This is a genomic window from Aquidulcibacter sp. (assembly GCF_049239865.1).
In the GTDB taxonomy this organism is placed as follows: domain Bacteria; phylum Pseudomonadota; class Alphaproteobacteria; order Caulobacterales; family Aquidulcibacteraceae; genus Aquidulcibacter.
This window is the reverse complement of sequence record NZ_JBMLTR010000096.1, coordinates 1-20,663: the sequence shown is the minus strand read 5'-3', so window position 1 is coordinate 20,663 and position 20,663 is coordinate 1. Positions and strand designations below refer to the sequence as shown.

At 52.6% G+C, this 20,663-nt stretch carries 15 protein-coding genes and 1 pseudogene; 5 read left to right on the top strand and 11 right to left on the bottom strand.

The window, feature by feature from the left end:
- Nucleotides 1-47: 47 nt before the first annotated feature.
- Together ACOVRA_RS07135 and ACOVRA_RS07130 are read right to left on the bottom strand one after the other, a co-directional pair.
- The gene (locus tag ACOVRA_RS07135; protein ID WP_421719677.1) at nucleotides 48-866 is read right to left on the bottom strand and encodes a LytTR family DNA-binding domain-containing protein; all 819 of its coding nucleotides are present in this window, start codon (nucleotides 864-866) and stop codon (nucleotides 48-50) included.
- Nucleotides 867-1,326: 460 nt separating this feature from the next.
- The gene (locus tag ACOVRA_RS07130; protein WP_421719676.1) at nucleotides 1,327-2,445 is read right to left on the bottom strand and encodes a Fic family protein; all 1,119 of its coding nucleotides are present in this window, start codon (nucleotides 2,443-2,445) and stop codon (nucleotides 1,327-1,329) included.
- Between the two features lie 914 nt (nucleotides 2,446-3,359).
- On the opposite strand from ACOVRA_RS07130, the gene ACOVRA_RS07125 reads away from it, so the two are divergent.
- Both ACOVRA_RS07125 and ACOVRA_RS07120 read left to right on the top strand, forming a co-directional pair.
- A complete protein-coding gene (locus ACOVRA_RS07125; RefSeq protein ID WP_421719675.1) occupies nucleotides 3,360-5,933 on the top strand; it encodes an alpha-L-rhamnosidase N-terminal domain-containing protein in 2,574 nt (857 codons plus the stop codon).
- 359 nt (nucleotides 5,934-6,292) lie between these two features.
- Nucleotides 6,293-6,649 carry a hypothetical protein gene (locus ACOVRA_RS07120; protein WP_421719674.1) on the top strand — a complete coding sequence of 119 codons (357 nt, stop codon included), beginning with the start codon at nucleotides 6,293-6,295 and terminating at the stop codon, nucleotides 6,647-6,649.
- Between the two features lie 372 nt (nucleotides 6,650-7,021).
- On the opposite strand, the gene ACOVRA_RS07115 is transcribed toward ACOVRA_RS07120, so the two are convergent.
- Nucleotides 7,022-8,377 carry a tetratricopeptide repeat protein gene (locus ACOVRA_RS07115; RefSeq protein WP_421719673.1) on the bottom strand — a complete coding sequence of 452 codons (1,356 nt, stop codon included), beginning with the start codon at nucleotides 8,375-8,377 and terminating at the stop codon, nucleotides 7,022-7,024.
- 457 nt (nucleotides 8,378-8,834) lie between these two features.
- The gene (locus ACOVRA_RS07110) at nucleotides 8,835-9,959 is read right to left on the bottom strand and encodes a hypothetical protein (RefSeq protein ID WP_421719672.1); all 1,125 of its coding nucleotides are present in this window, start codon (nucleotides 9,957-9,959) and stop codon (nucleotides 8,835-8,837) included.
- A 931-nt stretch (nucleotides 9,960-10,890) separates the two neighbouring features.
- Between ACOVRA_RS07110 and ACOVRA_RS07105 the strand changes: the two genes are divergently transcribed.
- Nucleotides 10,891-11,409, top strand: a complete 519-nt coding sequence (locus tag ACOVRA_RS07105; RefSeq protein ID WP_421719671.1) for a hypothetical protein — start codon at nucleotides 10,891-10,893, stop codon at nucleotides 11,407-11,409.
- A 106-nt stretch (nucleotides 11,410-11,515) separates the two neighbouring features.
- On the opposite strand, the gene ACOVRA_RS07100 is transcribed toward ACOVRA_RS07105, so the two are convergent.
- Nucleotides 11,516-11,908 (bottom strand): DUF6632 domain-containing protein, encoded by a 393-nt coding sequence (locus tag ACOVRA_RS07100; RefSeq protein ID WP_421719670.1) that lies wholly within the window; start codon nucleotides 11,906-11,908, stop codon nucleotides 11,516-11,518.
- 261 nt (nucleotides 11,909-12,169) lie between these two features.
- On the bottom strand, nucleotides 12,170-13,804 hold the full coding sequence (locus tag ACOVRA_RS07095; protein ID WP_421719669.1) for an alpha/beta hydrolase: 1,635 nt from the start codon (nucleotides 13,802-13,804) through the stop codon (nucleotides 12,170-12,172).
- Between the two features lie 214 nt (nucleotides 13,805-14,018).
- On the opposite strand from ACOVRA_RS07095, the gene ACOVRA_RS07090 reads away from it, so the two are divergent.
- Together ACOVRA_RS07090 and ACOVRA_RS07085 are read left to right on the top strand one after the other, a co-directional pair.
- Nucleotides 14,019-14,546 (top strand): TetR/AcrR family transcriptional regulator, encoded by a 528-nt coding sequence (locus tag ACOVRA_RS07090; RefSeq protein ID WP_421719668.1) that lies wholly within the window; start codon nucleotides 14,019-14,021, stop codon nucleotides 14,544-14,546.
- Nucleotides 14,547-15,034: 488 nt separating this feature from the next.
- A pseudogene (locus tag ACOVRA_RS07085) lies at nucleotides 15,035-15,442 on the top strand (LysR substrate-binding domain-containing protein); the annotation flags it as partial.
- A gap of 146 nt (nucleotides 15,443-15,588) precedes the next feature.
- On the opposite strand, the gene ACOVRA_RS07080 reads toward ACOVRA_RS07085, so the two are convergent.
- From ACOVRA_RS07080 to ACOVRA_RS07060, 5 genes are all read right to left on the bottom strand, one after another.
- On the bottom strand, nucleotides 15,589-16,905 hold the full coding sequence (locus ACOVRA_RS07080; RefSeq protein WP_421719667.1) for an MFS transporter: 1,317 nt from the start codon (nucleotides 16,903-16,905) through the stop codon (nucleotides 15,589-15,591).
- Complete coding sequence (locus ACOVRA_RS07075) at nucleotides 16,902-17,345, bottom strand: VOC family protein (RefSeq protein WP_421719666.1); 444 nt, start codon at nucleotides 17,343-17,345, stop codon at nucleotides 16,902-16,904. The genes ACOVRA_RS07080 and ACOVRA_RS07075 overlap by 4 nt, the downstream gene beginning before the upstream one ends.
- Nucleotides 17,342-18,424 carry an NADP-dependent oxidoreductase gene (locus ACOVRA_RS07070; protein WP_421719665.1) on the bottom strand — a complete coding sequence of 361 codons (1,083 nt, stop codon included), beginning with the start codon at nucleotides 18,422-18,424 and terminating at the stop codon, nucleotides 17,342-17,344. Before ACOVRA_RS07070 ends, ACOVRA_RS07075 begins: the two co-directional genes overlap by 4 nt.
- Complete coding sequence (locus tag ACOVRA_RS07065; protein ID WP_421719664.1) at nucleotides 18,421-18,885, bottom strand: VOC family protein; 465 nt, start codon at nucleotides 18,883-18,885, stop codon at nucleotides 18,421-18,423. Before ACOVRA_RS07065 ends, ACOVRA_RS07070 begins: the two co-directional genes overlap by 4 nt.
- 621 nt (nucleotides 18,886-19,506) lie before the next feature.
- The gene (locus ACOVRA_RS07060) at nucleotides 19,507-20,310 is read right to left on the bottom strand and encodes a hypothetical protein (protein WP_421719663.1); all 804 of its coding nucleotides are present in this window, start codon (nucleotides 20,308-20,310) and stop codon (nucleotides 19,507-19,509) included.
- Between the last annotated feature and the right edge of the window lie 353 nt (nucleotides 20,311-20,663).

Genomic DNA, 20,663 nt, shown 5'->3' with positions numbered 1-20,663 from the left:
GTGGGTCTAGCATATCAAATGATTAGAAGGGTTTATTGCAATTACTCTCATAAAACCTGAGTTAGGTCATTCTTCCGACGCCGGCTAACCGGTATTTTAAGGCCGGTGTCCATTTGTAAAAAACCACGAGAATTGAGGCGTTTCTTCTGCAATATATGATTTTGTGCAACCCAATGAGATCGATGTACTTGAACGCCTGGGTAGCCAGCCTCTTTCAGTTCCTCAACAGCGCGGCCAAAGGGGTAAAATATCAATGCTTGGCCGACTTTCGTGTAGACTCGCGTATAATGAAGCTCGGCAGATAAAGCGACAAGATCGGTGCCGAGGGGCGGCGGCAGTGACGCAACGAACGGCAGCCTCACGGATCCCGGCCTACTCTCATGGCCTTCGGTTTGATTGTCCGGTGAGCTTGTATCTTGGGTGCCAGATTCATTGGTCTTGGCTTCTGGCTTGCCATGGGCTTGGAACAGGCCAATAGCGCGTCGGAAGCGAATGGCATTGAGACCCAACCAAGCTGACAGCGCCGGCGGCGCAACAAAGGCAAGTTCTTCCAAGAACACTAGGTACCAGGTTCGTGGAAGATTGACCGTGGTTTCATCTAGTCCCAAAAGTCTATCAAGCCATATTCCAATCGGAACAAATAGCGCGGCTCCGAGAAAGCCTGAAAGTGCCAATTGAGCGATAAGTGGCCACTTAAAGACCGGGTTAAACTTTTGTAGCCCCAATTGCATCGTCTGCATCAGCATCAAAAGTGCGCTTACCTGGATCAGCCAAAATACGGCCCGCTGCGCGATCGAGAGTTCTTGGGTCGAACTTGGATTTAAAAGTGCGATGACGATTGCAATACAGATTGTTGAAAAAGCCAAGAATTTTGGCCAACTCAATTGCTCGGAATTTGATGGGGCGAGTTTGAACTTCATGCGTCGTCATTACCCAAAGGGCAAATTGGCTTCAAGCATCCGCTCAGCGGCCTAGCATGAAATCTTTGTAGTGTTCCGTGCCTCCTACTCGGCCCCTCCTACTTGGTCTGTCCGCTTTCGGGATTGGGTTAGCTGTCCGTTATTGACCTAGTTTGGCGCAAAGCAGACCCTAGGCCAAACTTGGAAAGTGATGTTCGTACAATTCAAGCTTCTTGTGATTTAACTTATAAACTTTCAACCGGCTCGGCATTCCAACGTCACGAATTGGCGCTGTGATTGCCTCGCGCTTATGTTGTCTCCCTGCTCAAGCCGTCAGATCTGAATGCCATTCGAGGCCAATTTTTGTGCCAATCCAGACAATCTTGCTATCTTTAGCACCGTGGTTGCAGCGAAGTTGGTAACTGGTTTAGGCAATTCCTGAGGTTGGAATGATTAGTTCATAGCTGGTGCTACGGCCCCCTTTGGGGCCGCGTGTCAATGCTCGTTTGGCGATGAGATCGTCAATGTCACGCGATGCGGTATCTTGGGAACATTTGGCAAGCTTCGCCCACTTTGACGATGTGAGCTTACCTTCAAATCCATCGAGCAACCGATTGAGCACAAGGCGCTGGCGCTCGTTTAATGGGTGTTCGTTCACCGACTCCCAGAAGCGCGCTTTAGCTAGCACAGCACTTAGTGTCTCGTCAGCCTGATCAATCGCGCGATCAAGGCAGCCTAAGAACCATTGCAGCCAAGGTGTAATGTCAAGAGATCCCTTTTGGGTGGTCTCTAACATATCGTAATAGCGGTTCCGTTCGGCTCGAATTTGCGATGACATGCTATAGAAGCGTTGTGGACTATTTTCCGAACGTGCCAAAACAAGGTCAGCGATGGCACGCGCAATACGTCCGTTTCCATCTTCAAATGGGTGGATGGTAACAAACCAAAGATGTGCGATGCCGGCTACGATCACGCCATCTATCGTTTTGTCCGCGTTGAGCCAATCGAGGAATTGGTGCATTTCATTTTTAAGACGCGATGCGGCAGGCGCTTCAAAATGAACCCGTTCACGACCAATTGGACCTGAAACAACTTGCATCGGACCTGTTAGGTCGGTGCGCCAGTTGCCAACAACTATCTTGCTCATGCCACTGCGGCCTGTCGGGAAGAGGCTTGCGTGCCATCCAAGCAAACGATCTTCAGTCAAAGGCCTTTCATAGTTTTGGGTGGCGTCGAGCATCATTTCTACAACACCTTCGACATGCCGCTCGGCGGGGACGAGGCCCGCTATTTCCATGCCTAATCGCCGTGCGATGGAGGAGCGAACTTGACCCTTATCAAGGATCTCGCCTTCGATTTCGCTTGATTGAGTGACATCGGCCGTCAAGGTTTGCAGGAGGGCTTCGCTGCGAAGCGAGAAACCCAGTCCCTCCATCCGACCAATCAAACGACCCTGCCGGTGACGCACATGGGCGAGACTTGCAGCCAATTCTTGGTCTTGCCAAGTGAAGCTTGGCCATGTCTCCTGCACATGAATATAAGCCATAGTCTCCCTATCTCCTGCGGAGATTATGGCTGACAATCTCCGCATGTGCAATATAATATCCGCAGAATATGCGGAGATTAAAGCCGCTAATCTCCGCAGCGCCTCACATCGCTTTCGAGAGTACCTCAAAGCTGGCGGTCAAGGGGCAAGGCCGGCCAGCCGACCAAGCCACTTTTTAATCAACGCGCAACTTCGATCTCTGCGGATCGAAACGCATTGAAGCTTGACCACTTAGGGGCCAACTTTGGGGTTATACCGTTGTCGGGTAGCTTCAGAGTAAGCAAAGCGCCGTAATAAAGCTATTCCTAGGCGTCCTAGGGGGTGATTGAGCGAAGCGCTCTCTGTCTAATCGCTTTAGCCACGGCGCAGATAGCTTGGCCGAAATGGACTGAATCGCGATCAGTCGTATCTTTCCCGATCAGGAAATCATCGCTGCGCGAGCCAAAAAGCCGCCCCCAAATGTCCCGTTTGGGTGGCTAAAGCGACGACTTAAAACGACTTACATGCCACGACACACTGCAAGTTATGACCCCGCCAACATGACTTGCAAAAATAGCAACCAAAACAACACACTGAAAGCACAGACAAGTCGCCCTCTTATATCTTGCAATTCTACCTCAAATCCAACTCACTCTGCTGTACTCTGCTGTACTCTGACTTAGCCGACTTAGCCGACTTAGCTGCCATTAGATCCAAGGCAGTAAGTCATGTTTGGCTGAACAAATGCATCAGCCGCCTTGGCTTAACTGAGGCGGCGTATCTGCTCTAAGCCAGTTGTTCCCATTTCGGACAGGTGCGGGGCTTCTCAAAAGTGGACATTGAGGAGGCTGACGACTGCGGGTATGTCAGTGTCTGTCTAAGGCGGCTGTTTCGCTTTTTGATGTTTTTGAGGTTCGAAACGGGGACGTTTAACAATGCGTTTGAATCCGCCTGCCCCCTTCATTTGGTCGCCACGACAGCCTATTGATCCTAGAGGTCAATTAGCCGACCCGCGCGGCCGCGGCGCGCGCAAAGAAAAGCCCAATCGGTGGTTTCTGTTTCGTCGGGTGGTGACCCTGTCGGATGTGCCGACCAAGGCCGAGCTCTCGATCACAGTTGACGGACGTTATGTGGCATTCGTCAATGGCAGTGAGATTGGCCGCGGACCGGTTCGGTGCAGCCCCTTATTCCAGCGCTATGATACCTGGTCAATCGATTCCCATCTGCAAATTGGCGTGAACGCAATCTGTGTTCTGATCCATACCTATGGCGTCGACACCGCCTTTTACGAAGGCGTCAAAGGTATGTGGAATCCTGTGTTTGGCGAAGGTGGCCTTTGGGTTGATGGACAGATTACGACACAATCTGAGTCACAACGCTTGATAAGCGATCGCGCATGGCGCTGTATTGAAACTCATGCTTGGGAGCAAGCAACGCCGCGCATCAATCATGGCCTCGGCTTTATCGAAAGCCTTGATGCCAATCTGTTGCCGGATAGTTGGTTGGAGCCGGACTTTGATGATGCCGCATGGGACGAGGCTCAAATCCTGCAGGCCGGAGGGGGTGGACCAGAGGCTTTCTTTGGCGGTTTGGAAGTCAAACCTTTCCCGACCCTTGTGCCGCGCGGTATTCCACCGATGCGCTATGGTTTGGAAGGCGCAAAACGCGTTGTTTGGATCAAGGGGCAACGTCCTGATCCCAGTCTACCGATTGAGCGCCGTCTCTATGAGGAAGCGTTGCTGGTTGGCGCTGAAGACGCAGTTTCTGATCCAAAAGGGCTTTTGAAGCCAGAGCAGACCAATGTCACAATCAAGACGACGTCAGAGCAAGATGTCTCCTTTCTGCTGGATTTTGGTCGCATCATCACAGGACGCCCGCGCGTCTCAATGATCGCCAAGGGCGGCGAAATGATCGAAATTGCCTGCTCGGAGCATTTGCCCGGTGAATGGGACCCTGCTGGGCTAACGGCAGATGTGCGACTTACGCGGACACCGCTACTTGGGCTCGATGCTCATATTTGTCGCTATATTGCCCGTCCTGGCGAGCAAATCTTCGAGCGGTTTGAATGGTGTGCGATCCGATGGATGCAAGTTGTTATTCGCAATGCCCCTGACGGTGTAACATTAACGGGCCTTGGTGCCAAAACCGAGAACTATCCAGTCGACAAACGCGGCAGTTTCACTTGCTCCGATCCCTTTCTCAATCAGCTTTGGGCCACAGGGGCCTATACACTCGAAATGTGTATGCATGATGGGTGGGAGGATTGTCCAAGCCGGGAGCAGCGCCAATGGCTGGGGGACGCAACCGTTGAAAATCTTGTCGGTTGGGCGGCGTTTGGGCCAAGTATCGTGCCACTAAACGCGAAGTTCTTATGCCAAGCGGCGGAAAGCCAGCGACCAGACGGGCTGACACAAATGTTTGCCCCCGGCGACCATCATACAGATCGACTTTTGATCCCGGATTGGACATTGCAGTGGATATTGAATGCGGGAGATCATTATCAGCACAGCGGTGATTTAGCGACGATCGAGACCATTTTGCCTTCGATCCAAAAGGCTTTGGCATGGTTTGAGCGACTATTGGCCGACAATGGGCTTATACCAAATATGCCCTATTGGCATTTCATGGACTGGGCAGGTGTTGGTCGCCATGGCTTTGCCGCTGCCTTGAATGCCCAATTGGTCGGCGCTTGGAAAGTCGCCGCCGCGTTGTGTGAAGCCTGCGACATGGGTCGGGCCGCTGCTGCATATCGAGCCCGCGCGCTCAAGGCACAAACAGCATTGCACGATCTCCATTGGGATGAGCGGCGCGGGGTCTATGTGGACGTCCTTGACCCTGCAACTGGAAAACAGGAATTGCGTGTATCCCAACATGCCAATGCAGCTCTCATGCTGTGGGGCGAGATGCCCGACAGCCGCGCGGCCTCTGCGATCGCGCGTATTACAGATGCGGCGCGTCTCACCTTCACCGCCGCACCGCCCATAGCCAATAGCGGCGAAACCTTGGACCCCGAGAGTGGTGTGGTCCTTGCCAATACCTTCTACAGTCACTTCGTCTATGAGGCTTTGGCCGAGCGCGGCGAATTGGGCGCAGCGATCGAGCTGATGCGCGCGCGCTTTGGTCCGATGCTCGCGCGCGGCGCTACCACTTTATGGGAGAGCTTTGAACCAACGGCTAGTCTTTGCCACGCCTTCTCTGCCTCGCCTACTTGGCAATTAAGTCGCAGAGTGCTGGGCGTTCATCCATTGTCGCCGGGTTATCTCAGTATTGGTGTCGCGCCGAACTTGGCAAATCTCGATCACGCGTCGGGCGTTTTTCCAACCCCAGTCGGCGATGTGCATGTTGAACTAACCCGCGAAGCTGACGGCTTTCTCGCGCGCGTCCAAGGCCCCGCTGGAACTGCCCTACACATGATGACGGCTGCAGGCCTGCGTCATATATCCGGCGATCTGATAGCTAATTCCGATGGTTTTGCTCAAGCTCGCTATCGAAGGGCATCTCAAGGCTGAGGCTCTTTGGAAACCTCCCTTTTGGAAGATTTTGCGATAGGCGGAGTCCTTTCGCATGGCCAAAATTGATGACCACCTAGAAACAAGACCCTCCGCACTCGGCCAAGTTCTGCGGAAATGCGGCTAGTCTGCTTTGCGCCAAGGGTTGCCACTTGGGGCGAGTTGGTGGTTGCTTGAAAGCGGACATTAAGTAGGACCATGACTGGGGGCCATTCAACCGATGTAGGGATGCTACAAATTGATGATAAGACTTGCCGGCGCTGCATGATTTCATGGCTGTTATTGCGGTCTCCTCTTTGATGGCACTTGGCAATTCGTACGCAAGGCTGGTAACGACCCTTCCGAGAAGGTTGAATTAAATGAACCGCAAGGCATTAGAACAGAAACTGAGACAGCAAGTCAGCGCAGCGCGTCTGCGACCGGAGACCGGAGAGCGGTCGACTCGCATTTATTCAGCCACAAAGAGTATAGTGGATTTCGGTTCCGTGTTTTTTGTCTTATCCGACACCCCTGAACAGACATCAGACATCTTTAGAGTTCTCGTGGATGATAAATCCGTCGTTGCGTTTGAACTGGATCGATCTGATGGCTCGAAAGCGCCAACCGCGGTTATCGTCTATTCTGTAGATGATTTTCGACGCGCGATTGGGCCAAGGTTGGCGGAAAAGGAGCTACAAGTTGCTATCGAACTGGCGCGAGAAGCGCTTAACCAGTAATTTTTGTGTATGATTATTTTAGGTTGCAGTCCCAAGGAACTGCACCACCCTGTGAGAAGTAGTCTTGGGTATAGTTCTTTTCACTTAGGCAGCCCTTGCTGCAGGCTATGCCTAAGCAATGGCTTAGCTCGAGTTTGAGCGCGCAAGATGGGGCGTCAAGGGGTGAAATCGGCTCCGCCGACGCGCCGAAGGCGCGCCTCTTGACTCCCCAGCTTGCGCAGAGACAATTGTCGGATGGCTTCAAGGCAAGCGGAGCGCCGCATTGAACCGTTCCGAGTCATTTGGCTAAGCCCCCACATGAACGAGTTCAGGGATTGCTTGACCTTGGTGCGGTCCATTGATGGAATGCACCTTATGGTGCGAAGCGCATTGCTAGGTTCGACTTTTAAGGTGCTCTGAAACCCACCAAGCCACAAAACTGGAATATGACGGCCAAAAATTGATGCCCAATCGAGCATTCTGGGTTGCAACTTCAGGCCTATCCCATTCGTCTCGCTGGACAGCATATATTTTTCGGTTTTTCTTCCAATAAACAAACCAAGCCCCCTGAGGGTCTCGATAATCGGACTTATTCTCACTGCCAGCAATCGCGATAAAATCTGGATGCAAGCCAAATTCGTCGTGCAGAAGCTTTGTCCAAACGCCTAACTTGAGCAATGACGCATCCACCGGGTCGCAGAGGCATAAATGGGTACTATCGTTCAGAATGAAGCTGACTCTGTAGGCCTGCATCAAGGCGAGGGTCGTAGAGTCCCCCGTCCAACCCAACTCCTTCAAGGTTTGAGCGACTTTGCTGCGTTCTTTTTCAGGGCGGCGAGCATCGAGTAAGTCGCCTTCTTCATCACACTGATTCTCAACATGAATATCTACGAATCGTCTCGCAGCTTGCTCGTCCTCAATTATGCCAGTGTCCGAGTTAGGCGACGGTGGCGGCGCTGCGATTATACCAAGGTAGCGGTCTGGTTGCCTCACAGTAAGTGGTGTTGAACCAACTGCGCTCGAGTTTGGCCAACTGTGCCGATAGGTCCCTTCCCATCCGATGCGCTTGAGAATCGCCGCGAATACAAAATCAATGATGAGTTCATTGTCATCATAGCCGTCCAGCATGTCTGAATCGGGCTTTCGCTTAGACCGACTCGTAAACATCTTTTCGTGATCGCTAAGCATCAATTCCGCGGAGGCATATGCCCCGGTAAGAGCCTTTACGTAAAACGAGAATTCCTCCAGCCGATACTTTGGGAACCGTCTTCTAGCCCAAGCGTCCGAACTATCGCTCCACTCAGCGACATCGAAATCACTTTCATCAAGGCAGTGATTAAGCAGAACATTCTTGAACCATGGCTCATACCCGACTTCAGGCATCTTTATCTCAGCAAAACTTCCTGTATCAATTCCAAGCAAGCAGGCCGCAGACTTAGCGCACTCGATCCCAAGGTAAGGCTGCATGACGAGATTATGCTCAGCACAGGCTTTCGAAAGCCTATTGTGACGTTCTAGAGTTTGCTCCAGATACGCTTTGGCCCGCTCAAGATCACCTTGACCCCAGTAAAGGTTAGCGAGCTCAAAGCAGTCTTTCACCTGATTGGAGATGTTCCAAATTGCCAGATCTAATTCATCCCTCTTGATTTGATCTTCGACGATCTGAAGAAAGCTTTTGCCACCAAATGCTTCCTTGGGCGCTTCAAGCTGATCATGCTTGGTGTGCAGAAGATATTCGATCCGGCTCATTTGAGGGGTTTGAGCCGACGGTTGAGAAAACTTGGCGCTCCACCGCCTAAAGAAATCGAAAAGTCCCATTTTTAGAAGGTAAACGGGTCTCACAAACTCTGCAACAACCCTCTTTGAAATGACCAGGAGACGTTTGAACTAGGCCATCCGAGCTATGCTCTCAAACAGCACACAAATTCACTCGAAAGCTGCAATCGTCCTCGATGACTGCAATTGGCCTTCCATTCCTCAAACGTCAGCATTCCTTGATTCCGGCCCCCAAAGCAGACCATCCCCTTTCGGCCAAGTTCTGCCAAAGAGCAGCCTGTCCGAGATGCGCCAACAGCTGCCGCTTAATGCGGTCCTGCGGCGTTTCGAAGCCAGACATTTAGTTGAGGCAAAGAAGGCGGGCACTTTATCCTCCCTAGCAGCTTATGATGCCAATGCCTGAAGCCCAATAAAGCGGTAAAGTGCCAAACTACCAAGGCTGGGAATAGGATTGGCGGGGCGCAAGCCCCATCTCAAATTCGCTTAGAATGTCGCGGAATTCTTCCGAAGTCGGCAACTCTGTGGAACCGCCTTTGAAACGATAGACCCAAAAGGAGGATATGTGCGAAATCATGCCCATCGAGTGACCGAGATCCAAGAAGAAAATCGGGGCTTCCAGAAGGAACCTGCGAAAGGCTGCGGTGTTGCCACGATGGACAAGATCGGCGAACGCATCGTCATAGAGCGCGAGAACCTTGCTACAATTGCGGGCGGCGTCCCGGATCCGGTTACGTATGGAAGTCTTCAGCACGCGGATTTCCTCGCGCGTGGCAGCATCATTTCGTCCTGACGGTTTCATCTGATCCATTTCCTGCGTCACGCGGATCAGGCTTTGGATCATTTCTGAGAATTGCCATTTGTAGTAGATGAAGCCCTTCCAGCTGAAGATGCCTTGGGTGAACTGGTCACCTTGTAGCCCCAACGTCTCTCGCAATGGGTCGAGGAGTGAATCAGCATTTGCAGACAGAAGCGCGTCGGCCAACTTGCCAACCATGCCACCGCTGCCGCTGGCATTTCCCCTTGTGGAGCCAAAAGCCATACGAATGAGGGGGGCCATCTCAGCGCTGGTAAAGTTTTGCATGCGACTGGTGTCAGCGGGAGATATTGAGAAATAGCATTCCGCAGGTTTGTGATTGTTCCGACGCAATTGTTCCCGCACCAAAAACGGATCGAGTGAGGGTAGCTCGTTCAGCAGGCTTAAGACCAGAAAGTCTTTCTCGAGTTCTAGTTCACGATCGCCAACCACATCGCAAATCGCTTGTCGGAACCCTTTTTGGTTCACAAAAATGGACCGCCCACCCAATTCCAGATTGTCAAAATCGAGTGGGAAAATAATTTTCGTCGCGACAGTGGTTGAAGTTGGCAGAAGGTAAACCTCATCGCGTCGTAGTCGGTGCTTGACTAGGATTGATCGGTTTAAGAGAGCATCCGTAAAAAGCGGAGCCTTTTTGCGCATCGGATCGTCTGGGTAGCGCTTTGCGACCAGATTTAAATTAAGCACCCGACTAGTAGACGCCGAAGTCGCGAGAGCAGCTAAGTTACGTAACCCTGACATAGTCCAGCCTTTTCCAACCACGCACTTAGGCGAAAAGCAGAACTTTCTCATTAGTAACAGTCGGTGAAAATAGGCCTAAGCAATTCAATAAAATTTGTATAAAGACGAGATTTTGCTCGGGAAGCGTGTATTTGCGCAGCACGAAACAGCGAAAAACAACCACTCCAACTCCGGGCGTCGTTACATTCTTTGGTTGCAGATTTGCGCATGGCACCTTGATTTGTGTTTACACTGAGCATTTCCAACCATTGCTACTAAGCACTCGCCCACTTCAAGCACGGCGTATCCATAGTGAACGCTGGGTAACGTTACCAACCGGCTCTAAGCGGTCCATTGAGAAATAGGGTCACTATTACCCGCAAGTTAAAGAAAACTGTGATTATCTGTGGTATTTGTCAGTAAATAGGTAACAGACAACAATCAGAATGATTAGATGCTGTTCTTAAAGGGTATTTTATAAAATTCTCAGAATTATCCACCGTGCCTGCGAATGATGAGTTGTTTACCTTTTTTCTAAAATTTTCACGGTGCAGATGCAATGCTACTCGTAAGTTATACTCGATCAAGATAAACATTTGAATGGATCAGCAGCGCGCAACAAGTATGCTCTCAGAAGCCTTTTTCTTTCGGAGAATGTGGTCGCTTGGGATTGTCCGTGTTCGACTTCCACATCCTAGAAACCAGATCATCCGCATTCGGCTAGTTTTGTCTTAAACCCGTCAGTCCCCCATCCGCCACGGATGTCATTGGCTTCAGGGGAAGTAAAGTTCAAATGTAGACATTGGCCTACTCTGCCGCATTCGAACTTTCGTTTGCCGAGCGCCGCTTGTGCCCATACCTGCTTTCCATTAATCATAGCATGTCGGGATAAAGCGGTGTCCCGGACAGGCTTCGGCCCAACGACCGCGCAACTCCCCTTGGAGTGAGCGCTATGGCTCGTTCATTGACAGCACATCACATCCTTACCCGCCGCACCTTAGGCCTCGGCCTCCTGCTGGTCCCCACAATGGCCAGCGCGCAGGATGCACCCTGTGCCCCGATCAGCGTGCTGTTCGTCTGCCAGGCAGGAACTGTAAAGAGCTCCATCGCGAGTGAGACCCTTAAGCGTCGCGCTACTGAAGCCGGCGTTCAGGTCCGCGTGAGTTCGCGTGGCATACATCCCGAGGACCATGTTTCTGCCGCCCTCGCGGCAAACCTTAAGGCTGACGGATTATATCTAGGTAGGCAACCAGCGCTGCGCCTTTCCAAGGCCGACGTTGCGACGGCCGACATCGTCATCGCTTTTGATAAAGCCGTCCAAGCCCCCGAGTTAAGAGGTGCACGATCCTGGGACATACCCTCATGGAACGCCGACTATGAGGGCGCTAAGGCTGCACTTTCAGCACAGCTTGACCGTCTGATAGCGGAGTTGCGTGTCTGTCCCAGTGCGGCAGTAAACAAAGAGCGATGAAACGAGCGAGTCTCTCTAGCTCGTCCAACCCCAAGTGGCCATGGCTCCCGCGCGGCGTAAACCTATGAGGGCACGCGCGCCAACCAGCAGTGACTATGTCAGGTCCTCAAATTCCATCATCGGCGCGCCTAGCCCGCCACAAAGGCCAAACCAGGGAAATGCCGCCAGCCAAGATCCAAACGTCGCCAAATAGATGGCTGAGGTGCGTCTGATCATGCAAGGCATGAAACAACATGACAGCACCGTGAGTGAAACTCGAGATCGCGACGAACCAAAGGAAACTGCTGTGTCCAATAGGGTTTTTAATGGCGCGTACAGCGCAAATGCCGAGCGCAAAATACACACTTACGATCATTTGATCATAGATTGCATTATAGGGTGGCCAGCGCCAGCCACCTAGAAAATCAAAAAATACCGCCAGAGGGATGCCCAAGAGGCCAAGGAAGGCCCAAAGAATTACCACTGGGCGCAGCGCGCGATTTGCTTGTTCGACTGTCATGACGTGATTGATCTTAAACTATCTTTTTCTTCGACGCTGGTTCAAGGTAACACAAATCACATTCCCGACCAGTAATTGCCGGGCAGTCAATGACAGGGTCAGAGCGTTGGCTCGACTGCAGGCTCCCTTCTACCCTCGTCATTCTGGATTCAATATCACCGACAGGAAACGGATTGTTTCCGGCTTGGATAGGCGACACTGGGTTCATTACTGCCGAATGTTTACTGTCCCTAAGGCAGTCTGCGCACTTCTAGCCGGCCCTCACGGTGAGGTGATGGAGCGTGCAATCCGCTTTGCAAAGGTGCTGACATCACCGCCATTGCTCAATCCAACAACGAGCACAACCACTGAGTTCTTTGCTTGATAGAATAGTAGGTTTGTGTCGGGTCCGCTGACTTGTGTCCACGTCAGATTGCCAATCATCTCTTGCTTTGGTGCGACAGTTTCTAAGCCGACTTGACTGGCAACGGCAGCAATGGCGTCCTTGATACGCCCAGGTGCCCGCGCAAAAACGACTACGCCTCCAGCAGTCCTCCAAGTAGCATGGTCCAGAGTTATCCAACCCTCAGGGACATCAGCCGAGAACCCCAACGAGGTAATAAAGGCCGACTGGAAATTTGCATCAAGCGGCAAGGGCAACTTTTCAATTGGCTTTTCTTTCCCAACACATTTTGTTTTCACCGATGCTGCCGGCTCCAGAAAGAACGCAGCCAAAATCGATTCACCGCATGGGTTGCCGCCCTGATGAACCGCAAAGTGGCCGGTCGAAGGGAAGGTTACAATCGTTGAATTGGTGAGATGAGAAGCTGCGAATTGCGCATTTTCTAATGGGGTGTTGCTATCTATCGCCCCAGTTAGCACGAGGGTTGGCACATCGCTAAGTACCGGCTGGTTTGTCATTGTCGGATCAACCGGCCATCCCGCGCACGGCTTAACATACTGCTCTATCGTCTGGGCTCGACGCGCTTGGCTAAGCAAATTTTCAGTGGACGCAGCGTTGCGACCCATTGCGGCGGTGGCATTAAACGGCCCAATGTCCGTGCAATTAACCAGCCTATTCATCGCTTCCGAGAACTGCCCGCCGGGGAAGGGCAAGGACAAAATCACGCCCCGAAACGCCTCAGCTGCTGCAGCATCTCGGTCGCGAACCGAAGCAACATAGGCAGGGACAAATGAGATACCTCGAGACCACTCCATCAGCGATGAAACGTCCGAAAGGAACATGTTTGTATCGATGATCCCCAACTGGGTAACCAGTGGGGTGGTGGCAAGTGTCTTTGCGGTGGCTTCGGTGGTGGCTACCAAGTCAGGAATAACGCCATTACAGGCAGCATTGCTGGCACACTCAGAACCAACACGCGTTAGAGCCGCGAGAATATCTTGAGCATCGTCGAGCTGACTGTCTGCGGTATCGACCGATTCAATAACTAAGGAGCGGACTAAGTTCGCGTGACGGCGGGCCGTCTCTAAAGCGAGCCTACTTCCATAGCTTGCGCCCCATACATCGATCGACGAGAGGCCAAGGGCACCCGCGATAGCAGCAAGATCGTCGGCGGCATTTGGGGTGGTGAAGGCAAGCGGATCGATTTTGGCGGCAGCCCAAGCCGCGCTGCATTTGGCCGGAACAGCTATATCACTGCATTCGAGGAAAGGTTTGCTACGACCGGTGCCGCGCTGATCCACAAAAATGATGGGCTTGCCGACGGCCTCACTCAGGGGCAAGTAAGTTGTTGCAAGGATTGGTGCGTATGACTCGGCCGAGGCACCGGGCCCACCGGGAAGATGAAAGACAGCCTGCTTGGCACCTTTGGAGTTGCTTCCGACTATGGTAACAAACAGCGTCACAACGCCCTTGCCTCCACTGACCATCGGTACCTGCACGGTACCGCAGCGCATGGTGGAGCCCTCAACCAAACCCGGAGCCGAAAAACATCGAGTAGGTTTAAAACTCGCACTGACAGGAGCCGCCCCGCTTGGGCCAAAGAAACTACATGCTGCAATGCCGATCGCTAGCGAGAGGGAGACAAAAGTACCGCGAACCATGGATAAAAACCTCGCCAATTATTTGTATACAACATATACTAAATGACTAACTCTGTAAAGCACGACCATGACCGAAAACCGAGGCAGACCTTCTGTACTAAGTGAGGAGCACATTCTTGCTGCTGCAATCCTATGTGCTGACAGCAACGGAATTGGCGGTTGCACCATGCGCGCAGTTGCTGATCGGCTAGGTGTGACGCCGATGGCGCTTTACCGTCATTTCAAAGACAAAGACGCGCTACTTGCCCGAATCCCCGATACGCTTTTGCTGGACGTTATGGTGGCCACGACCCGACAACAGTCTGCAATCGTGGCACTTCGTTCGATTGCGTATGTTTTGGCGGAGATACTGAAAGCCCACCCGTGGGTGACCCGCCTTTTCGAGCAACCAGTGCTCGGCCCGAATATGCAAGTTTCAGCTAAATACTGCATTGGACTTCTGGTTGCTGAAGGATGTTCGCCTGATCAAGCCTTCCGATGGATTCGCGCGCTTATTGCACAAGTAGTCGGCGAAATGCTGACTTCGCATGGAACTTTTGACGGGACGGGGGTCGACTTACTACTGACCGCAATCGAGACAGAGTTGGGTGATTGAAGTCTCGGTGCTGATCTTAGCTTTCAGCAAAAGATCGGGAATGATTTCCCACAGCAAAAAGCCTTCATTTAGAATTCAAGATCGACCTCGTGGAGCCTAATGGCTTTCCTTTTGCTTCGCTGCTTTGCCGACAAGCTGGCTAACGCCAAAATGTGCTTCAGTTCTCGAAGAGAGCTTAAGATCTTTGGCGCCTTCTCCGTAAGCCCAACAACGCGCACGCGAGCTTCGTCAAGATTCCAAACCGGCCAGCCTTCTTTCGGCCAAGTTCGGCCGAAATCTGTTAGTTCCTAATGCGGCAGTTTAGGTCGCTGAAGGCGGGTTTCCAGATTCTCAAAAGCGGACGTTCTCCTGAAGGGGCATCGGGTTATCGTGTTTAGGGTGCAGTCCTGCAGGACTGCACCACCACCGATTGACTGGGTTGAGCGCCCAAAGAAATGAACTCAGTTCTGTTGACCTGGTAGGTTCGCCAAGACTTCCCCAACCATTCGCAAGCCTGGGTCGATCCACTGCGACTTATTCGTCTGGGTTTTTACGTTGCGCCATCCCATCCGGGTCCAATCGCAAAAGATCCAAGCGAATTAACAGGACAGGAGATTTTTGGCGCAACCCGAGGGCCAATCCTGCAGACGCTGACTTTTATCCGCGACAGTACAGAGACTTTGGTTCCGATCTCGCTTCGACTTAGGTCAAATGATGTAGCTCCAGTTATTCAGGCGGCTGAAGCCTGCAAAGGCTATGCTCTCTTGCCTGATTTTGCTGCCCCACAAGGCTGGAGGCGTGTATGTTCAGAATGGCAATTGCCAGCTTCCCAAATCGTAGCCCTAACAACCCGCCACGGCCGGAAACAACCAAGGGTGATGGTGTTCATTGAAGCATTGAAAGAAGGCTTAACCTAGGCTCAGGACCTATTAAAGGGTTCGCCAATGGACAAATATTTGATTCACTCTCGGGGCTGGGTGGGCTTCGAGATGGGCGATTTATTTGGCCGGCCGGCCGCCCCTGATCACCGACATCTGTCCAGTCTGGCACTCAAGTTTAAAGCCTATGTGCTGGTAGGCTCCAGCGCAGCAAGGCGTAAGCGATAGGCTCGACCAATCGCTGGCAGCAGAATCAGAGGAATAACGCCAAAGATGACCGGCAATATCGCAATCGCCCAACGTAAGTTGGCTTCGCCGAACAGGTTGGTCGATAGCCAGCCCACCGTTGTAGGTCCAAGGAACAAGCCCGTGATATTGATCGCAACATAATAAAGCGCCACCACTTGGCCGCGCACCGATGATGGCGTGATTGCCAGCAGCGCCAGCATCGCCCCAGCAGTTAGCATCGACAGGGGAATGGTACTTAGAATGTTCAGCGCCAAGGTGGCCACAGGCATGTTTACGAGAAACGGCAGAGTGCACAGCACAACCATCAAAATAAAGGCCCACATGCTAACCTGATAGGGGGCATCAGACATGCCTTTGGCCTGCATCCGCATAATCAGCCAACTGGTCAAAACAAGTGACCCGGGTCCAACGATCATCGTGCCGATACCATTGTAAAGCGCATAAATTTCTGTCGGCCAACCATAGGCACGGTTAAACGCAGCAGGACCAAAACTACCTTGGCCATATGTCACTGTCGTCATGACGCAAACCAACAAAATCACACCCAAATAGGCTTGCCAATTCCCGCCGATCAGGCGTGCAGCGTCGCGCACACCATTACCTTCCTCGCCTTTGACGGCTGGCTGACGCGGTGGTTCGGGCAGAAGCAGGAATATCAGTGCGATCAACAATCCTGGTAGACCGACTGCAACGAAGGAAAATTGCCACGGCTTTAGGTCGCCGAGTAGTGGCACGGCAATAGTGGCAGAGCCTTTGGCCCAGCTGATAATGCCCCAGGTCGCGATGGCACTTAAACCAACCGCTAGCGAGAGCGCAGCAGAATAGAAAGCAACGGGTCGGGCGCGCTTTTCTTCAGGAAAGCTGTCACCGATGAGCGACATGGCTGATGGGCTCAATACCGCTTCACCAATCCCGACGGCCATTCGGGCAGCGAACAATTGCCAGAAGCCGGTCACGAAGCCGGTCACAGCGGTTGCCAACGACCAAAAGGCAATACCGGCTGAGACCAAACGGGTTCGTTTGACGCGATCTGCCAGCCAGCCAAAAGGAAGGCCCATAGTCGCGTAGAAAATCGCGAAAGCTGGGCCAATGACATAGCCTAACTGATCATCTCGCAAACCCAGATCTTGCTTGATCGGACCAATCAACAAGCCAAGAATATTTCGATCTAGATAAGAGAAAATGTAAGCAATGGTCAGCATGACGGTGAGCGTCCAGCCTGCCCGCGCTGTTGGATAACGATCCCCCATCATGCTTCTCCTAGAATTTTGTAGAGCACCACCAGATTATCGTCAAAGTCGACAATCCCGATTTCGCGGCCGATGCGCCCATCGTTGGTGTGCAAAACTTCCTCATCATAGACGGTCAGACCTAAAGCGAGCGCGCCAGCAATTGCTGCATCAAGCTCGTCAATCTCTAGGACAATTGCAGACCGGCGAGGGTAGGGGACTGCAGACAAGGATAGGTTGGCGACCTCTGTTAGCGCCATAACGCGCACTTGCGTTTGTGTTGAAAGCACACAAAAGCGCATCACGGCTTCGGGCGGAATAGCGAACACCGAATAGGAATAGCTCGTTGGATTGGGGGGCAGGATGTAGGTCACCTGAAAGCCCAGAACATCCTGATAGAAGGTCAACGCCCGATCCAAGTCGGCGACAACATAATTCCCGCGCTGGAAACGAAGACCCGTCATCGCCAATCCTTTGGTTCGCCGCGAACCGAACAGCATTGCACACCCACGTTTTGACCATAGTAAAGTTGGGCCAAGGCCTTGGGCATGTTTTCGAACCCCGTGATGATGTCTTGAACCGGCTTCAGCTTGCCTTCGCGGATCCAGCCCGCCAGATCGGACATGACAGCGTCCCAGCGGTGAATGTGATTGTAAACAAAGAAGCCCTGCATGCGGCTATCGGTTCTTCGAAGTCTTGTATAATTGGCCAAAGCGAAGGGATCCGTGCGTGCATACTCGCTGATCGAACCGCACAAAACCACGCGCGCATGCATCCGTAGGCGCTCCATACAGGCTTCCAAAGTTTCTCCGCCGACGTTGTCAAAATACAGATCAATGCCATCCGGCCTAAGCGCATCGAGCCGCTCGACCAGATTTTCATTCTTATAATCGATTGCTGCAGAGCAGCCATGATTGCGCACAAAAGCGCATTTGTCCGCCCCACCAGCAATGCCAACGACATCGCAACCAACCACATTGGCTGCGATCTGGCTGACCATTGAACCAACACCACCGGCAGCACCTGATAAGACCATGAGGTCGCCTTTTCGCGGATCGCCAGTTGGAAACAGGCCCGCATAGGCGGAGAGCCCCGTCATCCCTAGGACGCCTGACCCTAGCGCTGCTGGCAGGCCATTTTTTGGCATTGGGAAGAATTTTTCTTGCGGGGTCATGGCAGAGACTTTGTAAGTCTGCCAACCCATCTGGCCCTGTACGAGGTCACCTTCGCGCCAATTGGGATTGCGCGACTTGATAATCTGGGCGACCCCACGGCCATGGATGACATCGCCGATCCCGAGCGGCACTTCGCCCGACGGGCTGCCGCCCATCATGTACATGCGCATAACCGGCGCAAGGCCAAGGTAGTGTGTCTTAAGCAAGACCTGCCCTGGTTCTGGCTCGGGAATCGCGCCCTGCGCCCAGTTGAAGTCATCTGGTGTGACATTGCCCCTCGGATGCCGCGCCACGCGCCAGCTGAAATTAGCGTCGTCATGGATGGACTTGCCAGCCGCTAAAGCATCAAAGGCGTCGATTTCTCTCATTTAATGTGCTCATTCACTTCAAAGAAGTAACCGTCTAGGTCAAAGAAACTGGCTGCGATTAGTTGCTTTTCGTTTCCATCCGCACCGGTGACCGTTGAATCACAAGGCTCGCAATAAATGAACGATCCTAAGGCGCGCGCGCTCTCGACAGATGTCCTGCAATCCTTGGCCGCGACAACAAAAATTGGCGCGCCGAAGCCAATTTTTGTCGGCAATTCGGCGGGCGCATCCTGCTTAGGGTCCAGCCATTCCAGAAGGCCAATCATCCCAATCATATCATGGTCGCATTTAAGGATCACCAATCGCGTCTGATCACCTTTTTTGCCGGCAGCCAGCTGAGTGCCTGACAAAGTGAAAGGCACATCCATCCATCGGCTCATCCCAAAAACAGTTTCATACCACTGAGCGGCCCGTTCTGCGTCGCGCACCATCAGGGTCGTACGTTTGATGATATCGACCATTCCCACTTCCCGCTTTGTCCGTCGTCAGACGATATTTTGCTACGCGCCGAGCCGATCAGCGATATGCTTTTCAAAGTACAGCAGGTAAAGTTATGGGCGAATTCCGCCACGTTGCAAGCGCTGTTACTCGCAGCCGGCCGAAACATTATTCGTTTCCGCATCCCCCGGTGCCGACCTTTTCTAGTGCTGATACTCCATGCACAAAATCCAAACGCCCAGACAGAAAGAGATCAGCTGAAACTTCGCCGGGGTTCTGAGACCAATTTTTCAGGAAAGCCGCGGGTCTGCTTTGCGCCAGAGGTGGTCACTTGGTGGTGGTTTAGCAATCCCCGAAAGCGGACATTTGTGGTGCCGAAAATTGGACCCGCGTGCTGCTCTGCCACCTGAAACTTGAACCATTCTTAATTGGCATTTTTGACATAATCCTCGTTGGATGGCTGAGGAGATTTAGCATAAACGCATCGACGTTTACGGACGCTCCCAAGCCAAGTCTTGCCATCGCCCAGGCCGGAATTGCCTTGGCCTAGGTCCCAGTTTCCGGATTTCCAGCAAGCGCAATTCAAGCCGGCCCTTATAGCGCTAACCCGACAGCTGCTGGGATCACGCCGTTATCGCGGCAACTTATCCCGTCAAAAGCGTTGGAATCCTAAAGCCATCCTCAAGCAAGTCTCGCGTTACACTTCCAAACAACGACTGGTGGATTGGTCCATGACGAATTGCCCCGGTTGCTAATACATCTGCCTCAAACGCTTTGGTAGCAGCGACCAAAGCGGCGTGAGCATTTAGACCCTGCGCAGAGATGGCCTCAAATCGTGCGGATATGCCATGGGCAGCAACAAAGTGGGTCGCTTCGATCCCAGACTCATCAACGCGCGAAATGTCGGGTTCTTCGACTTGGGCAACAATGATTTCACAATCGGCCTCAGCTAGGGCAATCGCAGCTTTGAGCGCTCTTGATGCCGCGGCACCTGGCTTCCAACCTACCAAAATCCTCGAGAGCGTTTGAGCTTTTGTGTGACTTTCCGGAACGAAGAGAACGGGTCCGCCATTAAAGATGGCAGTGCTTGCAATCATACGGAAGCCCGCAGATTGCTGAGCTGGAACGCCAAGGATACCAAGATCGCTCAGTTGCAAGAGCGTCGCGAAAGTCTCTCCAATACCTTCTGCGAAGTTTGTCCGATCGTGGACAGCGATCGGCGCACCTGCCTCTTGCGCCCATCTTTCAAGTTCCGCTTTGGCAGCAGTCAGAGAGCCATCGCCAGAGCCGACTTGGGATGAAAGGACATTGGTTGGGTAAGCTAGGGCATGAACACTTGCCCCTACCCTTGCAGCGAGGCTGCACGCCAGCCTGACCGCGACCTCATCGCTCGGCAGCAGCGGACGTTCTGCGCGTACGGCAATACGGCGAATTGAAGATAATCGCATCGTCAACATCTCCCTAACTTGATGGTTCAAAGTACACCTCATAACTGATTTATGACAGGCACTTGGTCTATCTGAGCCAACAAGAAAATGTGAACTCGTCGTAATGGTATGGATTACCACAAATTGCTGATCCAGTTTGGTTTAGGGTGTTAAACCACTTGCCGAGAAGCAGGCCTAGACAATGCCATCCCCAGCCAGACACATTGAACTGGCGGCCAAGTCACTCGCCACAACAATCGGCCAATGCCTGACGACGGAAACCGAGCGACTGCCACGTTCAAAACCTACCCGAGAAACGATCCTGGAGTTCTTACGGATGATAAGCCGTCGAAATCACTTTCTGGCGCTAGGTG